12 protein-coding genes and 1 pseudogene are annotated in these 18,517 nt (G+C 39.9%); 4 read left to right on the plus strand and 9 right to left on the minus strand.

Annotation, left to right across the window (positions count from 1 at the left end):
* The first annotated feature begins 179 nt into the window (after window positions 1-179).
* A complete protein-coding gene (locus Q8W26_RS04115; protein ID WP_305472368.1) occupies window positions 180-3,908 on the plus strand; it encodes an ATP-binding protein in 3,729 nt (1,242 codons plus the stop codon).
* 37 nt (window positions 3,909-3,945) lie between these two features.
* On the opposite strand, the gene pyrF is transcribed toward Q8W26_RS04115, so the two are convergent.
* The 9 genes and pseudogenes from pyrF to Q8W26_RS04160 all read right to left on the minus strand — a co-directional run bounded on the left by pyrF (window position 3,946) and on the right by Q8W26_RS04160 (window position 12,522).
* Entirely contained in the window at window positions 3,946-4,647 is a 702-nt protein-coding gene (gene pyrF, locus Q8W26_RS04120) for an orotidine-5'-phosphate decarboxylase (RefSeq protein WP_101215106.1), read from the minus strand.
* Window positions 4,648-4,676: 29 nt separating this feature from the next.
* The gene (gene lapB, locus Q8W26_RS04125; protein WP_101215107.1) at window positions 4,677-5,831 is read right to left on the minus strand and encodes a lipopolysaccharide assembly protein LapB; all 1,155 of its coding nucleotides are present in this window, start codon (window positions 5,829-5,831) and stop codon (window positions 4,677-4,679) included.
* Entirely contained in the window at window positions 5,824-6,129 is a 306-nt protein-coding gene (locus Q8W26_RS04130) for a LapA family protein (RefSeq protein ID WP_101215108.1), read from the minus strand. The genes lapB and Q8W26_RS04130 overlap by 8 nt, the downstream gene beginning before the upstream one ends.
* Window positions 6,130-6,284: 155 nt before the next feature.
* Window positions 6,285-6,575, minus strand: a complete 291-nt coding sequence (locus tag Q8W26_RS04135; RefSeq protein ID WP_101215109.1) for an integration host factor subunit beta — start codon at window positions 6,573-6,575, stop codon at window positions 6,285-6,287.
* 67 nt (window positions 6,576-6,642) lie between these two features.
* Window positions 6,643-8,313, minus strand: coding sequence for a 30S ribosomal protein S1 (gene rpsA, locus Q8W26_RS04140; RefSeq protein WP_101215161.1), 1,671 nt, complete (start codon window positions 8,311-8,313; stop codon window positions 6,643-6,645).
* 107 nt (window positions 8,314-8,420) lie between these two features.
* The gene (gene cmk / locus Q8W26_RS04145; RefSeq protein WP_101215110.1) at window positions 8,421-9,107 is read right to left on the minus strand and encodes a (d)CMP kinase; all 687 of its coding nucleotides are present in this window, start codon (window positions 9,105-9,107) and stop codon (window positions 8,421-8,423) included.
* A 226-nt stretch (window positions 9,108-9,333) separates the two neighbouring features.
* Entirely contained in the window at window positions 9,334-10,611 is a 1,278-nt protein-coding gene (gene aroA, locus Q8W26_RS04150; protein WP_101215111.1) for a 3-phosphoshikimate 1-carboxyvinyltransferase, read from the minus strand.
* A gap of 275 nt (window positions 10,612-10,886) precedes the next feature.
* Window positions 10,887-11,111 carry a hypothetical protein gene (locus Q8W26_RS17890; RefSeq protein WP_370694258.1) on the minus strand — a complete coding sequence of 75 codons (225 nt, stop codon included), beginning with the start codon at window positions 11,109-11,111 and terminating at the stop codon, window positions 10,887-10,889.
* A 65-nt stretch (window positions 11,112-11,176) separates the two neighbouring features.
* Window positions 11,177-12,522 (minus strand): annotated as a pseudogene (locus Q8W26_RS04160) (UDP-glucose/GDP-mannose dehydrogenase family protein).
* A 344-nt stretch (window positions 12,523-12,866) separates the two neighbouring features.
* On the opposite strand from Q8W26_RS04160, the gene Q8W26_RS04165 reads away from it, so the two are divergent.
* The 3 genes from Q8W26_RS04165 (at window position 12,867) to Q8W26_RS04175 (ending at window position 18,423) form a co-directional block, all read left to right on the plus strand.
* A complete protein-coding gene (locus Q8W26_RS04165) occupies window positions 12,867-13,175 on the plus strand; it encodes a transglutaminase-like cysteine peptidase (protein ID WP_101215112.1) in 309 nt (102 codons plus the stop codon).
* 317 nt (window positions 13,176-13,492) lie between these two features.
* A complete protein-coding gene (locus tag Q8W26_RS04170) occupies window positions 13,493-15,505 on the plus strand; it encodes an EAL domain-containing protein (protein ID WP_101215113.1) in 2,013 nt (670 codons plus the stop codon).
* Between the two features lie 146 nt (window positions 15,506-15,651).
* Window positions 15,652-18,423 carry a prolyl oligopeptidase family serine peptidase gene (locus Q8W26_RS04175; RefSeq protein WP_101215114.1) on the plus strand — a complete coding sequence of 924 codons (2,772 nt, stop codon included), beginning with the start codon at window positions 15,652-15,654 and terminating at the stop codon, window positions 18,421-18,423.
* Window positions 18,424-18,517 lie beyond the last annotated feature (94 nt).

The following is an 18,517-nucleotide window of genomic DNA, read 5'->3' on the forward strand; positions in this document are numbered from 1 at the left end:
CAATAATCAAACATACCATTTAAACACCCGTTTACTTTATACTATTTTTATTTAATTGTTAATGACGTAATACACTTTTCTCATTAGCTATTTGTCGTAAAAACACAGATAAATGAACTATGCTTAATGTAATTACGCCACCCAGTGGCACTATTCCTTTAAAAAGTATAGGTCATCTTATGTTTGATAAAATGAAACTATCTACTATGTTAGCTTTTGGCTTTGGCATGATAGTCGCTTTGTTTATTGCAACATCCACCTTGTCCTACTATGCGATTTCAGATAGTACTAAAGGATTTAGTGAGTATAGAAATTTAGCTAGGGATACAAACCTTGCTGGTCGCTTACAAGCAAATATGTTGTTCGTACGGTTATTCGTTAAAGAGTTTTTTAAGACCGGCGATCAAAGTAGCGTCAATAATTACCGTTCTCGATTGAAGAAACTACAAAGTTTTTTGGATGAAGCGAGGACACAAATCCAAGAGCCTTCTAGAGCGAGGCAAGTTGCGCTGATTAGCGAATCAATCGACGATTATGTGCAAAACTTCGATATCATCATCGATATGAAGACGAAAAGAGATGATCTTGTTTTTAATAACCTCGATCCTACCGGTATCATCATGCGCACAAAACTATCTTCGCTAATTGAAAGCGCATACGCTGATAACGCTCCTGATATTGCTTACTATGCAGGTCGGATACAGGAACGTGTTTTATTAGCTCGCCTCTATGCCAATAAGTTTTTAAACACCAACTCCAATCAAGCAGCGTTACGCTTTAAAAAAGAAATCGGTATCGAAATAGACACCCTTGCGACAACACTAAGCCCACAACTTACCGATACTAATCGACGATTATTTTTTGCTACATTCCAAACATCCCGTGCAGCTTATATCGAACATTTTGATGCCATTGAAAAGCTTATCCTTGAAAGAAATGCCATCATCAATAACCAACTAGACAGGATTGGCCCCATCATCTCACTTGCTGCAGAAGACGTTAAGCTTTCTGTAAAAAGCGATCAAGATAAGCTCGGACCTAAGGTACAACAGGACAATGAATATTCAACCTTGGTGATTAGCGTCATTTCCATAATTGGTTTATCCGGCTCAATGTTAGTGGCTTGGCTAATTACCGTACAAATTAAAAAACCCATTGGAGGTGAGCCCTTAGAAATAATGGGCGTGACGACTGAGGTGGCCAGAGGTAATACAGATATAAATTTCCCTCAAGAAGCGTCGCTATCGGGTATCTTTTTAATGCTAAAAACTATGGTCGATGCACTAAATAACAAAGTCAATATTGCCCAAGAAATTGCGCGCGGAAATTTAGACGTTAAGGTTGAACTAAGCTCGAGTAAGGATACCCTCGGCATCGCCCTGCAACAAATGGTCGTACAATTGCGTGAAAGAGACAATAAAATCACTGAAGAAACTCAGGCTAAAGCACTGATACTTTCAGACTTAGAGCGACAGGATTGGTTAAAAACACAGATTGCAGCTGTCAATAATGTATCTCAAGGAGTGATTAATCATTCAGAATTATGCCAACGCGTTATCACCATCATCTCAAAATCACTCCAAGCTGCTCAAGGCGTGATCTATATCGTTAAAAAAGAAGACTCAAAATTACTTAAATTATATGGTTCATACGCATTTAACAAAAGAAAATCTAACGATAACACCATAGAGTTTGGACAAGGGCTGGCTGGTCAATCTGCCATAGAAAAAGAATCAATCGTGTTAGTTAATGTTCCTCAAGAACATACAACCATTACTTCTGCATTAGGGAAAAGTGCACCGCTCAATATCATAGCCACCCCTATTTTATTTCAAGATGCAACTATTGGTGTCATCGAAGTGGCATCATTTAATCACATCACAGAAATACAGCAAGATTTTATGGAGCAAGTGGCTGATAACCTTGGTGTCATTATCAACAGTGTAAGCAGTCGTAAACAAGTAGAACAGCTCTTGAAAAACTCAAAACAACAAGCGGAAGTCCTTACATTTAAACAACAAGAGCTAGAACAAGCGAATGAGGTGCTGCAGAGTAAAACGGAGCTCTTAACCATCTCAGAAGAAAATTTAAAACAGCAAAGTGAGGAGCTAAGAGCTTCAAATGATGAACTCTCGGATAAGCAACGCTCGTTGCATCAACAAAAGAAGAAAATAGAACAATCGCAAAGAGAGTTAACGACCAAAGCCGAAGAATTAGCACAAGCGAGCAAATATAAGTCTGAATTTCTCGCCAATATGAGCCATGAACTCCGTACTCCATTAAACAGCCTGCTTCTTCTTGCTAAAGGGCTCAGTGAAAATAAAAAAAATAATTTAGACAAAATAGAAGTTGAAGACGCACAAATAATTTATCGAGGTGGCCAAAATTTATTACTTTTGATTAATGATATTCTTGATCTTTCTAAAGTAGAAGCAGGCAAGCTAACACTTCATATAACTGCTGTTGAAGTTAACTCTATAGTCGAAAACTTAAAACAGTTATTTGCTCCAATGGCCAAGGAGAAATCAATCGAGTTCGATGTCGACGTCGATAGCCAAGTACCGACTGTTATAGAAACAGATAGCCTTAGGATAGAACAAATCTTACGTAACCTCCTCTCCAACGCGATAAAGTTTACAGAAGTAGGTCATGTCCGGTTGGCGATAAAGCTCATTAAAACACCAGCAGGAGGTGCTCAAGGGTCGCTTTCAGCAACTGATAGTGTCATTTTCTCCGTCATCGATAGCGGTATTGGTATCCCGCAGAATAAGATAGAGTCAATTTTCGAAGCTTTTCAACAACAAGATGGCTCAACAAGTCGTAAATATGGAGGAACAGGATTAGGCTTAACCATAGCAAAAGAGCTCACCCATTTATTAGGTGCCAATATCAGTATCCAAAGCGAAGTTAACAAAGGGAGTACATTTACACTGGCAATCCCACTCAATGAACTGCCCATGAAACAAACTGAGATAGAATCAGCACTAACTATAGAGACTAACACGAGTAAAGAATCAGTTGACAGTGCAACAGACAAACCACAACCGCAGCAAGCTTTCCCGGCTATTCGAACAGACCTGCCTAAGCTGCCTGATGAGAGTAAAGTACTAATATCAACGACAGATCAAGACTTCAAAGATAAAGTACAACAGTTTGATAAAAATGTATTAATCGTAGACAGTCTACTTGACGCGTGCGTGGTTGCCGTTAACTCGACAATCGAAGTATTTGTAATTGATCATCCTCTGACAGATGACCAAATACAACAATTGGTAATGTTTGTTAGAACCCTTGCTGAAGCACCCGTTAAGGTTTATTTCACAATACCCGAAAGAGACAATAATTGTGTCGACTCAATATTACCTTACATAGATGAAGAGCAAGGTGATATTAACTTACTAAATAAACACAATGACAGTGAGCTAGATATATTATTTCAAAACGTAGGAGACCAAAAGTTAGTTCTTGCCACTAAGAACACGCACAGTCACTTATTATTAGAGCACATAAAAATACTACTCATTGATACAGATATGCGTTTTGCATATTCGCTATCAAAACAATTACTCAGTGTTGGGGCTCATGTTGACATGAGTAATACGGAACAATATGCAATAGAACTGTTAGCGACAGAAGGTTATGACTTAATCATCATTGATCCCGCACTCAATGAACAAGCAACAGACTGTGTAAACACAATTACTGCAATACGGGATCTAGCGGACTACGCAGAGAAGCCGTTAATGGTGCTTACGGATCAGCACAATGAAGCAGCACAACAGCGGTTTTTAACTCATGGCGCGAATATTTTTGTATCAAAACCAATACATTTTGATATTCTCATACCATTGATATATCTCAATCTCTATTCGATTGGTACATCTGTAAACGAAAAAGCCGATGACTAATGTCATCGGCTTTAAAAGCAAGGTATTACTGCTGTGTTTATTTGGCTAGCGATTGATTGATATCGCGTAGTACCTCTGATGGGTTATCAGCTTTAGTAATTGGGCGACCAATGACTAGGTAGTCACTCCCCGCGGCAACGGCTTGCACTGGCGTCATAATACGTTTTTGATCGCCAACGGCACTACCCGCAGGTCGAATACCAGGCGTGACAAGGTTGAACTCTTGACCCAATAACGATTTTAGTTTTTTCGCTTCTTGCGCGGAACACACCACACCGTCTAAGCCACACTCTTTAGTTAATGTAGCAAGTCTCTCTACATGCTGGTCAAGTGGTGCATCAATACCAATTAAAGGTAACTCTGCTTGCTCCATACTGGTTAACACTGTAACAGCAATCAATAGTGGTGCTTTGTCACCGTAAGGCACAAGCGCTTCTTTAGCCGCTCGCATCATTTTCTCGCCACCCGTTGCATGAACATTAACCATCCATACACCGAGTTCTGCGGCTGCAGTCACGGCCTTAGCAACGGTATTAGGAATGTCATGAAATTTTAGATCGAGAAAAACATCAAAGCCTTTGTCTACCAATGCTTTAACGAATTCAGGGCCAAAATAAGTAAACATCTCTTTACCAATCTTAAGGCGACAGCTATCCGCTGAAATACTATCGACAAATGCTAAAGCTTGCTCTTTGTTGTCAAAATCTAACGCAACAACGACTTTTGATTGATTAATCATGAATTCCTCAAATATATAACGTAAAACTTTTAATCGCCGTCTAGACCACGAATAGGTTTAATACTACCCCAGCCTTGACATGACGGACATTGCCAGTGAATATTTCTGGCACTAAAACCACAACTCTTACAACGATAACGCGGCCTAATTTTCAGTTGCTCACCAACGAGAACGCGTAAATGATTTAAACTATCTTTAGCACGCCCTTCTTCTGCGTCATTAAGCTGAATTAACATTAATTCATGAAAACCATTAATGCTCGGCGCTTGAATTAGATGATCGGTTATCGTTTGCTCTAATTGTTGCTGACTCAGCTTAGGCTGCATAATTTGCAACTTGGCTAACAAGGTAGCAATACCCGCCCCTTTTTGAAGCGCGTCATCAAACTTCTGAACCAATTGTTCATTTTGATTTCTTTGGTGATAACACTGAATAAAGAGGTCAATGGCTTCACGAAAGTAATCAATATCTTGCGCTAAAAACTGATCAATCACTAATTGGCAATCAGCAAGCTTATTATTATCGAGGTAGTGCTTTCCTAGTATTAATCTAGCTCGAACACATCCCGGATCGGTAGACAAAGCGGTTTTTAATAAACTAATGTCTTGTGAATCCTGCTCAAGATAAAGCTCGCAATAAAAGTGAGCTAAAGCACGGGTTAAACAACCATTACCGCGCTGCCCTAGTTTCTGAGCAGTTTGAATGGCAAGCTGCCAATCCTTAGTTTGCTGATATAAACTCACTAAATGATGCAGCGCACGTTCACCAAACTCTTTACTCACCGAAAGTTCGGTAAAAATCTCTAAACTACGGTCAATCAATCCTGCTTGGAGGTAATCATTACCAAGTTCGTAGAGCGCATTATCACGTTGATGGTCCGTTAAATTTGGCCGAGCTAATAGATTTTGGTGAACGCGTAATGAACGGTCCACTTCACCACGTTGTCGAAACAAACGTCCAAGTGCTAAATGGGTTTCAATTGTCTCATTATCAACTTCGACTAACGCAATGAATTGATCAACAGCTTTATCGGGCTGATCAGACAATAGGTAATTTAGGCCTGCGACATAACTTTTTGAATAGTCACTCGCATGACGTTTGTGTTGATGCCCTGCACTGCGACGGCCCATATACCAACCATAGGCCGCTGCAATAGGCAGCAACAGAAACAACAACTCAAACATTAGAAGTGATTTGTTTTTCTTGTGTTGGTGCAACTACTGGTGCTGGACTATCAGCTAAACGCGTAATTTTCTTGTTTGCTATGTTAAGTTTGATTTTTAATCCGATGTATAATGAGTAAAAGATAAACCAACAAATGACAAAGCCTGAAATGAAGGCTAAACCAATAACATGACTGACATTAAAACTACCTTGAGCGATCAGGTAATTAATAGTCACCATCTCTTTATTACTTGCACTAAAGATCATTGCCATGACGAAGAACAGAATGACAACAATTGTTGCTATGACCGATTTCATTGGAGCTCCTTGCTAATAAAGTTTATATGGCTTCATTATCTAAGAAATTGTGCAGCGTGACTAGCCATAATTTATTAAAAAGCAATAAAAAAGCGACCCTAGGGTCGCTTTTATAATCGCTTGTTAAATAAGACCTCACCTAAGTGATGAATTATTTAAGCATTAAGGCTGGCATTGACTCGTTCACGAAGCTCTTTACCTGGTTTAAAGTGAGGTACATATTTTGCACCTAACTCAACCGTTTCACCTGACTTAGGATTGCGTCCTGTACGTGGTGCACGATAGTGTAATGAAAAACTACCAAAGCCACGAATTTCAATACGATCACCTTCAGATAAAGTATTAGCCATCAAATCAAGCATGTCTTTAACAGCCGACTCAATATCTTTAGCAGATAAGTGTAATTGTTTCAGGGCTAACCTTTCGATTAATTCTGATTTAGTCATAAACCTTCCTTTTTGCTATTACTATTACTATATAGATGAGGCGTTTACACGCCTCAACCACATCATACTAGTCGCGGTTTGCGTTTTTGAACGCTTCAGCCATCGCATTTGAAGAGAAGCTCTCTTCAGCGTTGTTGATGCTATCAACTGCAGATTTCTCTTCAGCTTCGTCTTTAGCACGGATTGATAAGCTAACAACACGGTTCTTACGATCAACACCAACAAACTTAGCTTCAACTTCTTGACCTTCAGATAGCTCTGTAGAAGCATCTTCAACACGGTCACGAGAAATGTCAGCTACACGGATGTAACCTTCAACGCTATCTGCTAACTCAACAGTTGCGCCTTTAGCGTCAACAGCAGTTACCTTACCTTTAACAATAGCACCTTTTTTGTTTTCTGACAGGTAGTTATTGAAAGGGTCTTCTTCAGATTGCTTGATACCAAGGCTGATACGCTCACGTTCTGCATCTACTGCAAGAACAACAGCTTCGATTTCGTCACCTTTAGAGAAATCACGTACTGCATCTTCACCAGCAACATTCCAAGAAATGTCAGAAAGGTGAACAAGACCGTCGATACCACCGTCAAGACCGATGAATACACCGAAATCTGTGATAGATTTGATCTTACCAGAAACGCGATCGCCTTTAGCGAACTTAGAAGAGAACTCTGACCAAGGGTTAGCAACACATTGCTTAAGACCTAGAGAAATACGACGACGCTCTTCATCGATGTCAAGAACCATAACTTCCACAGTGTCATCTAAGCTAACAACTTTAGATGGGTGGATGTTTTTGTTAGTCCAATCCATTTCAGAAACGTGTACTAGACCTTCAACGCCTTCTTGAATCTCAACGAAACAACCGTAATCTGTTAGGTTAGTTACGCGACCAGTAAGCTTAGTACCTTCTGGGAAACGACCCGCGATTGATACCCATGGATCTTCACCCATTTGCTTAAGGCCAAGAGAAACACGAGTTTTCTCACGATCGTACTTAAGTACACGAACATTGATTTCGTCACCAACTGCAACGATTTCGCTTGGGTGCTTAACACGTTTCCAAGCCATATCAGTGATGTGTAGAAGACCATCGATACCGCCAAGATCAACGAATGCACCGTAGTCAGTAAGGTTCTTAACGATACCTTTAACTTCGATACCTTCTTGAAGGTTAGCTAGTAACTCTTCACGCTCTGCACTGTTTTCAGTTTCGATAACTGCGCGACGAGAAACAACAACGTTGTTACGTTTTTGGTCAAGTTTGATAACTTTGAATTCTAATTCTTTACCTTCAAGGTGAGAAGTATCACGTACTGGACGTACATCTACTAATGAACCAGGTAGGAAAGCACGGATAGTATTCACTTCAACAGTGAAACCACCTTTAACTTTACCGTTGATAACACCAACGATAGTTTCTTGCTCTTCGAAAGCTTTCTCAAGAACGCCCCAAGACTCGTGACGCTTAGCTTTCTCACGAGAAAGTTGAGTTTCACCAAAGCCATCTTCCATAGCATCGATTGCAACGTCAACAACGTCGCCAACAGCTACTTCTAATTCACCAAGTGCGTTTTTGAATTGGTCAGCAGAGATTGGGCTTTCAGATTTAAGACCAGCGTCTACTAATACAGTACCACGTTCGATACGAACTACAGTACCTTTTACAATCGAACCAGGACGGGTTTCAAGTTCTTGAAGAGACTCTTCAAACAGTTGAGCAAAAGATTCAGTCATGTTTAAATTCACATTTTTCAATCCATCTATGCATCCGGCAACAATGGGGTTGTTAATTAATACTCTATCAATCCTTGACTGAGTAATAGGGTTTATTAGTTCTTTATCTACATTTCGATGCTGTTAGCTGCATGTTCAACAACTTTAGCTAACACTTCATCAATAGATAAACCTGTCGAATCAACGACTAGTGCATCATCGGCCGGTACAAGCGGTGCAACACTTCGGTTACGATCTCGCTCATCACGTTCGCTGATCTCACTTAAAAGGGACTGGATATTAGCATCAAAGCCCTTTTCTTGCAACTGGTTATAGCGTCGTTGAGCGCGCTCTTCGGCGCTCGCCGTTAAGAAAAATTTAATTGGTGCTTGTGGAAAAACAATGGTCCCCATGTCACGGCCATCTGCAATTAAACCATCGCTGGTCAAAAATGCTCGTTGACGACGTAATAATGCTTCACGAACACGAGGGAAAGCGGCGACTTTAGACGCGCTATTCCCCACTTTTTCATTACGAATTTCGCGAGTCACGTCCTCACCTTCAAGGATCACTTTAATGACGCCTGATTCACTATCACTAACAAAACGAACGTCTAAATGCCCTGCTAACGGTGTTAACGCGTCCTCGTTATCGAGGGCTACATTGTGATGAATGGCTGCTAATGCTAGCACGCGGTATATTGCACCGCTGTCAAGTAAATGCCACCCTAACTTATCAGCTAATAATCTCGCGATAGTTCCTTTACCAGCACCGCTTGGGCCGTCAATTGTTATCACTGACAAATTTTCTGCCATTGTTTACTCCTACGAACCTGATATTACAATAGGCTTATTATTTTAATTATCTTATTGGTCTTGTACTTATTAACTAGTACTAAATACTTAGAAAGACACCAAATTTCGGGACATATACTACAGTAGCCAGACACAAGATGAAATCGTTAAACAAAGATTTAACCTTTTATTAATGTTAAATAATGTTTCTATGATTTAAATCACTATTCACCGACCACGTTTTTGGTCAGCAAATCGATCGAAAACAATCAAAATACGTAGGAAATGTTTTTGCGGTACAACCAGGATCATTGATGGTTACAGGTGTATCGCTTAACGCAACCAACGAAAAACACATTGCAATGCGATGATCATTATAGGTATCAATCGCGGCATGGGCTAATGACGTCGGAGGAGTCACCGTTATATAATCGTGCCCTTCATCAACTGTCGCGCCAACCTTTCTTAACTCAGTTGCCATGGCAGCTAAGCGATCAGTCTCCTTAACACGCCAGTTATAAATATTGCGGATTGACGTTGGACCTTTTGCAAATAAAGCCGTCGTCGCTATCGTCATTGCAGCATCAGGGATATGATTCATATCAAGATCAACACCTGATAGTGTATCTGCTGTCACAGTGATTGAATGCGGCTGCCACTCAACCTTAGCGCCCATAGCTTCAAGAACGTCAGCAAAGTGCTTATCACCTTGAACAGAATCGGAGCCCACACCGGTAACAGTGACACTGCCACCCTTTATCGCAGCAGCAGCTAAAAAATAGCTAGCAGAAGAAGCATCGCCTTCGACATGAACTACACCTGGCGATACATAACTTTGCTGACCTTTAATGCTAAATGACTGTAGGTTAGTGTGCGACACTTCAACACCAAACTTTTTCATTAGATCAAGAGTAATTTCGATATAAGGTTTTGAAACAAGTTCACCGACGATTTCAATGTCGATATCACCGTCGGCTAATGGCGCAGCCATTAAGAAGGCGGTAAGAAATTGACTAGACACAGAACCATCAATTTGCACTTTACCACCGCTGATACCAGTACCCTTAATTGTCACTGGTGGGAAACCCTCAAAATCATGATATTTAATATCACAACCCATCGCTTGTAATGCTTCAACTAATGAATCAATTGGTCGCTCAGACATACGCGGTTCACCCGTTAAGGTAAACTCGCCCCGCCCTAAACACAGTGCTGCACACAATGGACGCATCGCTGTACCTGCATTACCTAAGAATAATTCACAAGAACCATCAAAATTTAATGACCCGCCATTACCTTCAACAATACACTCAGTGCGATCATCGCTTAGCTGATAAGAAACATTTAGCGTCTCAAGTGCGTTAAGCATATGACGAATATCGTCACTATCAAGTAAATTCTTAATCGTTGTTTGCCCTTGAGCCAATGCCGCCAATAATAGCGCACGATTAGACAAACTTTTTGAACCGGGTAAATTAACAGTGCCATTAACTGCAGATATTGGCGAAAGCGTTAGCGAATCCATCATGTTCCTTTTAAATAATAACGTGTGTAATTTAATTACATTGGAAACTTATAATGCCAGCGTAAACGCAACTTGCCAATAATAAATGTTACCTATTTGGTCGAATGAATTGTAAAAATGAATTTTTATTACAAACTGAACAAAAGTGAAGAATTATTATAAAAAGGAATCTTTAAACCAGTCCCAAACACCAAAAGAGTAATTAGGAAAGATATCGATACCTAAAGCTGATTTAGCAAGTTAAAGGATAAGCAAGCCTAGACCCGCACTAAACATCAGAAATAGCGATAACGAAAGAATTTAACAGTACTGCGTAAATAAACAGCGTGATTGCCCCACTGTCTAGCCCCTAATGAATGCTTAAGATACGAAAGCTGTTCTTCCGTAAAACTGTTCTGTACATTTTCAGGCATGCGCTCCAACAGTTTCGCCAAAGCAATTTCTTGCTTTAACAAACTTGCTGCTGATGGCTCTTTATCAAGGCTCATTTCAGGTTTCACAGCATTTCCAAACTCTCGTGACTTTGAATATTAATACCCAAAGTCAACGCTATTAACTAGTTGTCTTATTGATTATTTGAAACTGACAGTCCACGCCCGATACTGTAGTAACTGATCCCTTTAGTCGCCATTCGGCTAGGCTCAAACAAATTACGCCCATCGAAAATGATTGGCTGAGTCAGTAGCTCTTTGATTACGTCAAAATCAGGTGCTTTAAAATTTTGCCACTCTGTACCAATAATCAAAGCGTCCGCATCCTTCAACGCAGCCTCTTTAGTACCCATCAGTGCGAGTTCAGGCTTATTCCCGTAGATTCGTTGGGTTTCGTTCATTGCTTCAGGGTCGAATGCTTGTACATTTGCGCCAGCGGCCCATAGCTGCTCCATTAACACACGACTTGGTGCCTCTCGCATATCATCTGTATTTGGTTTGAACGAAAGTCCCCAAAGAGCAAATGTTTTTCCTTCTAGGTTGTCGGCTCCAAATTGTGTCTCGATATAGTCAAATAACTTATTCTTTTGACGGTAGTTAACGGATTCGACCGCCTTAAGAATCTTCGACTCATACCCGATTGCGTCAGAGGTACGAACGAGTGCCTGAACATCTTTCGGAAAACAAGAGTCTCCATAACCGCACCCTGGGTAGATAAATTGAAAGCCAATACGTGAATCAGAACCTATGCCCTGCCGCACGTGCTCGATATCGGCACCAACGTGTTCAGCAATATTTGCCATTTCATTCATAAAACTAATTTTAGTAGCTAACATACAATTAGCGGCATACTTCGTTAATTCGGCGCTTCGAATATCCATGACAATAATCTTTTCATGGTTACGGTTGAAAGGTGCATACAATTCACGCATCAACTCTTCTGCCATTGATGAGTCTGTGCCAATCACTATTCGAACTGGGCGTTTACAGTCTCCAACAGCGGCACCTTCTTTTAAAAACTCAGGGTTTGAAACCAAAGAGAACCCCAACTCTTCACCACGCTGCTCTAATACAGATTCAACTTGTTTTTTCACTTTATCTGCAGTGCCAACTGGGGCGGTTGACTTATCAATGATGACTTTATAAGAGTTCATGTGCGTAGCAATAGTTTCGGCGACCTTAAGAACATATTTCAGATCAGCTGAACCATCTTTATCAGGTGGCGCACCAACGGCTATAAATTGTAATTCACCAAAATCAACATCAAATTTAGCATCAGCTGTAAATACAATTTGGCCTTGTTCAAAGTCACTTTTGACTAAAGGAGTCAGACCCGGTTCATATATAGGAATAATACCATTTTGAATGGTCGTGAATTTTTTTGGTCGACATCAACACAACAAACATCATGACCAGCATCGGCTAACACTGCCGCTCGTACAAGGCCAACACAACCAATACCCAAAAATGTAACTTTTATCTTTGATTTCTTTCCATAAAATTTCGCGCTAATTAATGCATGATTAATTTAAAAGTTTGAACTATAGATTTTATTACGGGCTCATTTCTACAGAAATGAGCCCAGACTAAGCAAAAATGACAGCGCCGTCACACTTTAATTGAACGAGCAGCAAAGCTGTAACTAAATCTCTTATTTAGAACAGGCTTGAGTCCGCCTAAGAATTATTGCTTGCTACTTTTTTTTTTATTGTTTTATAATTAAATAACTTTAACCGACATGGATGGGCATTACTTTGAAACAAATTGCTGTTCTTGTTGGTTTTTTCGCTTTATTATTGCCATCATTGTCTCAAAGCTCTTGTAATGGGTATTTTTCATCCCACTTTTTCTGAACTTGAGCAACAGTGTAATCTTAACGCTGTATACAGAGCGCAAGACTGGCAAAAAGTTCTTAATGATAACCGAGATGGTAATGAATGGGTCAAACTTAATCGTATTAAACACTTCTTTAATAAAGAGATAGCTTATCAAGATGATCTTCCACTCTGGGGGAAGAAAGGTTATTGGGCTTCACCATTTGAAACCATTGGCCGCAGCAAAGGAGATTGCGAAGATTATGCCATTGCAAAGTTTTCTCGTTTACTGCGCTTGGTATTCCTGAAGACAAGCTAAGGCTCATGTATTTTCTACACCTGAAAGTTAATTAACCACACGTGGTTTTAATCTATCTAAAAAACCCGACATCTGTACCTTTAGTATTAGATAATAATAATCAACGAGTGTTACCAGCGAATAAAAGAAAAGAGCTTAGACCAATTTATAGCTTTAACGGCAATGGTTTATGTCTTTCAAAAGCTAGAGAGCGCGGGCGAAAAGTAAGTAACAGCAAAGCAGTATCAGCATGGAACAAGTTATTACTTTAAATAGAATCAGATAACAACAGAATATTAGCGAGTATCCAATAAGCTGGCTAGGTAAAGGACAACAACATGAAGCAACACGCTAAAACTGCAGGAATCAGTTTACGAACACAGCTATATGGCTTAGTTATCGGCATTGCATTAGTGACATTAATCGGTTCGCTATGGATCAGTATAGAAAATACCCGTAGTTATCTTAATGAACAAATGGAAACACACGCTCAAGACACTGCGACGAGCTTGGGACTCTCTATTTCACCTTATATGAACGAAGAAGACGCGGTTATAGTCGAGACGATGGTTTCTGCCATATTCGACTCAGGCTACTACAAGTTATTAACCTTAACCGATGTCAATGGCAATGTTATCTTAGAGCGAAATAACCCTACATTTGTTGACGGCGTCCCACAGTGGTTTATCGAGACCTTTACATTGTCTCCACCCATTATGCAAACAGAAGTCAACAATGGCTGGAATATTGCTGGTGTATTAGCGCTTCAGAGTCATCCCGGTATTTCTTATGATAAATTATGGCAGCAGAGTGTAAATAGCACATATTCAGGCTTAATTATTTGCTTTATCGCGCTATTTCTCGCTCATTTAATCCTACGAGAGGTTCTACTCCCCCTCTCTCAGGTTGAAAAGCAAGCCCAAGCCGTTTGCCGTAAGCAATTTCCCATTATCGCAAACCTGCCGATGACCAGAGAATTAAAAGCGGTTGTAACTGCAATGAACACTATGGTCAGTAATATACAAACAACATTTGATCAAATGAGCAAGCATGCCGAGAAATTAACTCATGATGCTTTTATAGATCATTTGACCAATTTGGGGAACCGCCGTTCTTTTGAAAATCAATTTGACGCTGACAATCAAGAGATGAATTTAAATGATAGTGCCACTTTGGGGATGATTCAGCTACCTTCTCTATCAAAGATCAATAATGAACTAGGTTATAAAGCCGGCGACGAATATGTTTGTCTCACCGCAGAATTAGTTCAACAACACCTACAAGCGTTTGGCGGTGCAAAACTTTTCCGTACTGGTGGCGGTTGCTTTTTCTTTATGATAAAAGACACAAGCCAAGATGTTTTACATATGTGTGAACGTTTACAAGAGCAATTTAGCGCTTTATGCTCTAAAGGTTACCCTGAAGGCTTTGCTGAGATTATTGCTACATCTTATAGTAAAAAAGATAACCTAAGTTCATTACTTGCAAAGCTTGATACCCTACTAACACAAGAAGGTTCAGCAACAAAAGAAGGTATTGTCTATTCTACTCATCATAGTCATGATATACATGGTTTACATGAATGGAGTGATTTAATTGATAATTTAGTACAAAGTAATGATGTTAAATTTTCTTTCCAGCCTGTTCTAGCTTCGTCTCAAAGTGAAGTTATCTATTACGAATTATTTAGCCAGTTTTATTTTGATGAACAAAGTATTGCCAATAATCAACTATTTGCAATGGCAGAACGCTTAAATAAGTCTCAAGAATTAGACAAAATGGTTCTAACTAGTCTATCTATGCACGAAAAGTTTTCTTCTGAAACAAAGCTAGCTATCAATTTAACTCATCAGTCTGTTCATGATATCAACTTCAGAAATTGGTTAGCAAAGTTCTGCGAAAAACATGCAAAAAATTTACCTCACTTAGTCTTTGAGATTAACGAAGATGCAATTCTAGCCTCAATCGAATCCAGCCAAGATTTCATTCAGATGATAAAACGATATGATATAGAAATCTGTATCGAGCGGTTTGGCTCAAGCTTTACCTCATTCAAATACCTTAAAGGTTTAGATGTTGATTTCTTAAAAATTGATGGGTCATATATTCGTGATTTAGATAAGCATCCAGAAAATAATTACTTTATTCAGGCTGTCACCCAAATTGCTCATGGTGTCGGAATCAAGGTCCTAAGCTCTCATGTAGAAACAGTAAACAGCCTTGAGCTTCTGAAGGACCTTCACTGTGACGGTATGCAAGGTAACCATATTCAACAGACATTCGCACTAGTATCAAATAATCTCTCTAGTACATGTAAATATTCGCCACTTCAACTCGAATCAAGTCAGTAGTTCTCTTTGTAGCCTTGGAGGTGCGGTTCTTTACTCCGAGGCTACTGTTGTTGAGATACTTTTTAACCACTCACCCACCCCGATGTATACAATATCCCAATGTCTTGTTAGAGTACTTTCTCTTATTCTGACATGGACTATTTGGCATGAACAAAACTATTGCTTCTTTCTTTTTACTCTTTGCATTCTTAAGTTTGACTACATTCTCTAGCTTTGCACAAAAAAGTCCTATTGAATATTCTGATATCATGAAGTTTCAAAGTATTAAGCAAACCGTGATATCAGATGACGGCGACTGGGTTGCTTATCAAGCACAACCCGATAGAGGCGATGCTATTGGCTATGTCCATAATGCAAATAGTAATACCACGTTTGAGGTAGAGTTAGGGACTAAGCCCGTCTTTAGTGATAACAGCCAATTTGTTGCTTTTATTCAGCCACCGAGCTTACTTAATCATACTAATGCCACGCCAAAGGAAAGAAAGAAACTTAGCAAGCAATTAGTGGTGCTCAACCTGTCTACTGGAGAGAGAACTCACTTTAACCATCTTGATAGCTTTCAATTTTCTTCTGGCAGTCAGTATTTGGCCGTGCTAGCTAAAACACCTTCACCAGACAACCAAGAGTCAGGCGACAAAAGTATCAATAAAAAGAAGAAACTCTATAATAAAGGCGCTATCGGCGATAAACTCGTTGTTATTGATCTACAATCTAACCAATCTCATACCTACCCAAATGTCGCAAGCTTCGCTTTTTCTACCAACAAGCAGTGGTTGGCACTGGCAACGTCAACAAAAACTGGTGAACAGAACGCTATTGATGTCATTAATCTAACGACCGAACAGCAGCAAACGTTATTCCAAGAGCCAGCCTTGTCAATTGAACAACTCGCGTGGAGTGATAAAGGAACTAAACTAGCGTTTCTAAAAGGTAGCTATCAAGAAAAAGTAAAAAAACGTTCACATTCACTGCATATTTGGCACTCAACCAGTCACTTTAAAACAATAAAAACTAACAAAAAAGGTTGGTTTATAAGTAACAAACATCCACTTAAATGGAGTTTTGACAGTAAACGCGTTTTCTTTGGTTATAGTCCGAGTATTATTAGTAAAACAAAGAGCACTACACTCAGTCAAAGCCAACTATTTGATGTGAATACCATCCTCGCTAAAAAAGAGATGCAAACTTGGCATCACCAAGATACGACAGTAAAAACTCAGGATAAAGTTGATTACAACAAGAAAAATTACGACTACTACCTTGCCAGTGTTAACGTTAAACGCAGTAAAGTAGTACAGCTGGCTGATAAGTCATTACAAGATATTCGAATTGTTAAGAATCGTCATGCATTAATCGGCATTGATTACCGCCCATACCAACGTCAATCAACCTGGAATGGTTGGTATTTTGATGCTTATCGCATTGACTTAAATAATGGCAATAAGTCACTTATTGCAAAAAATATCCAACATGCTGGTGCACTTAAAATCAGTGAAGATGGGCGCTATATCAGTTTTATTAAAGAAGGTCATTTGTGGGCTTATGATAGCGTTAAACAAAAGAGTAAACAGCTATCAACCGCGCTAGGTCAGATATTCGTTGATGAAAACAATGACCGACCACAACCGGCAAGGCCTTATGGAATCAAAGGCTGGTTAAAGGGTACTGATAAATTAATCGCTTATGATAAATTTGATATTTGGCAGTTTGACTTTAGCTCTACCAAGGCACTAAAACTTACCAGTGGCTTTGGCCGCGAGCATCACCGCCGCTTACGCATCATCAATACTGACAAAGAGCAACCGTTCATCAGTGATAACGACTTGCTGTTATTATCTAGTTTTAACACAGACACCAAGCAATCAGGTTTTTTCACCTTAGTCGCCAAGTCGCGCCAATTATCAAAACTGCTTGAGGGTGATCACCGTTATCGCTTTATCGCTAAAGCGAAGAATAAACCATCGTATGTGTTTACGCGCGAGAGCTACCGCGAGTTCCCAGACCTTTGGTTAGCTCAGTCAAGCTTTAGCAACGCACAAAAGATCAGCCAGTTAGGAAAACAAACCACTCCGTATATTTGGGGCGATTCAGAATTAATCTCTTGGCAAACAAACGATGGTGATACTATCCAGGGTCGCTTAATCAAACCCGATAACTTTGATACGACAAAGCGCTACCCTGTGCTCGTTTATTTTTACGAGAACTACAGCGATCGTTTACACCACTTTACACCAATGGTGATTAACCACCGTCCAAACTTTCCATTTTACAACTCTCACGGCTATGTGATTTTTCAGCCAGACATTAAGCAAATCATCGGCCAACCCGGTGACGCCATGGTTAAATCTATTGTGCCTGGTGTGCAAAAAATTATTGAGCTTGGTATTGCAGATAAAAATGCAATAGGCCTACATGGTCACAGCTGGGGTGGTTATGGTACGGCTTACGCTGTGACTCAAACCGATATCTTTAAAGCCGCAGTTTCAGGAGCGCCCGTCTCGAACATGACGAGTGCCTATTCCGGTATACGCTTAAAATCAGGCTTAGCAAGACAATTTCAATATGAAACGGGTCAAAGCCGACTCGGTGCTAGTTTATGGGAGCAACGACAGCTATATATTGATAGCTCACCACTCTTTTTTGCCGATCGGGTGAACACTCCCCTGCTGATTCAGTTTGGCGACGTTGACGATGCTGTGCCTTGGCAGCAAGGGGTTGAGTTGTTTTTAGCCCTACGTCGCCTCGATAAAGACGCGATTATGTTGCAATATGAGGGTGAACCCCATCATTTGAAGAAGTACCCGAATAAATTAGATTACACTATCAAAATGAAAGAGTATTTTGACCACTATCTACTCAATAAACCTGCTCCACAATGGATCAATGAAGGCGAAGCTTTCCGCCCAGCGCCTGATTAAAATACATTGAGTCTTATCAGGGCATAAGTATTGACTATGCCCTTTTTACACCGCCCTTAATAATTCCACCAAAAAGTACTTAGATCGGGGTATA

It is taken from the genome of Psychrobium sp. 1_MG-2023, from assembly GCF_030689115.1.
Taxonomy (GTDB): domain Bacteria; phylum Pseudomonadota; class Gammaproteobacteria; order Enterobacterales; family Psychrobiaceae; genus Psychrobium.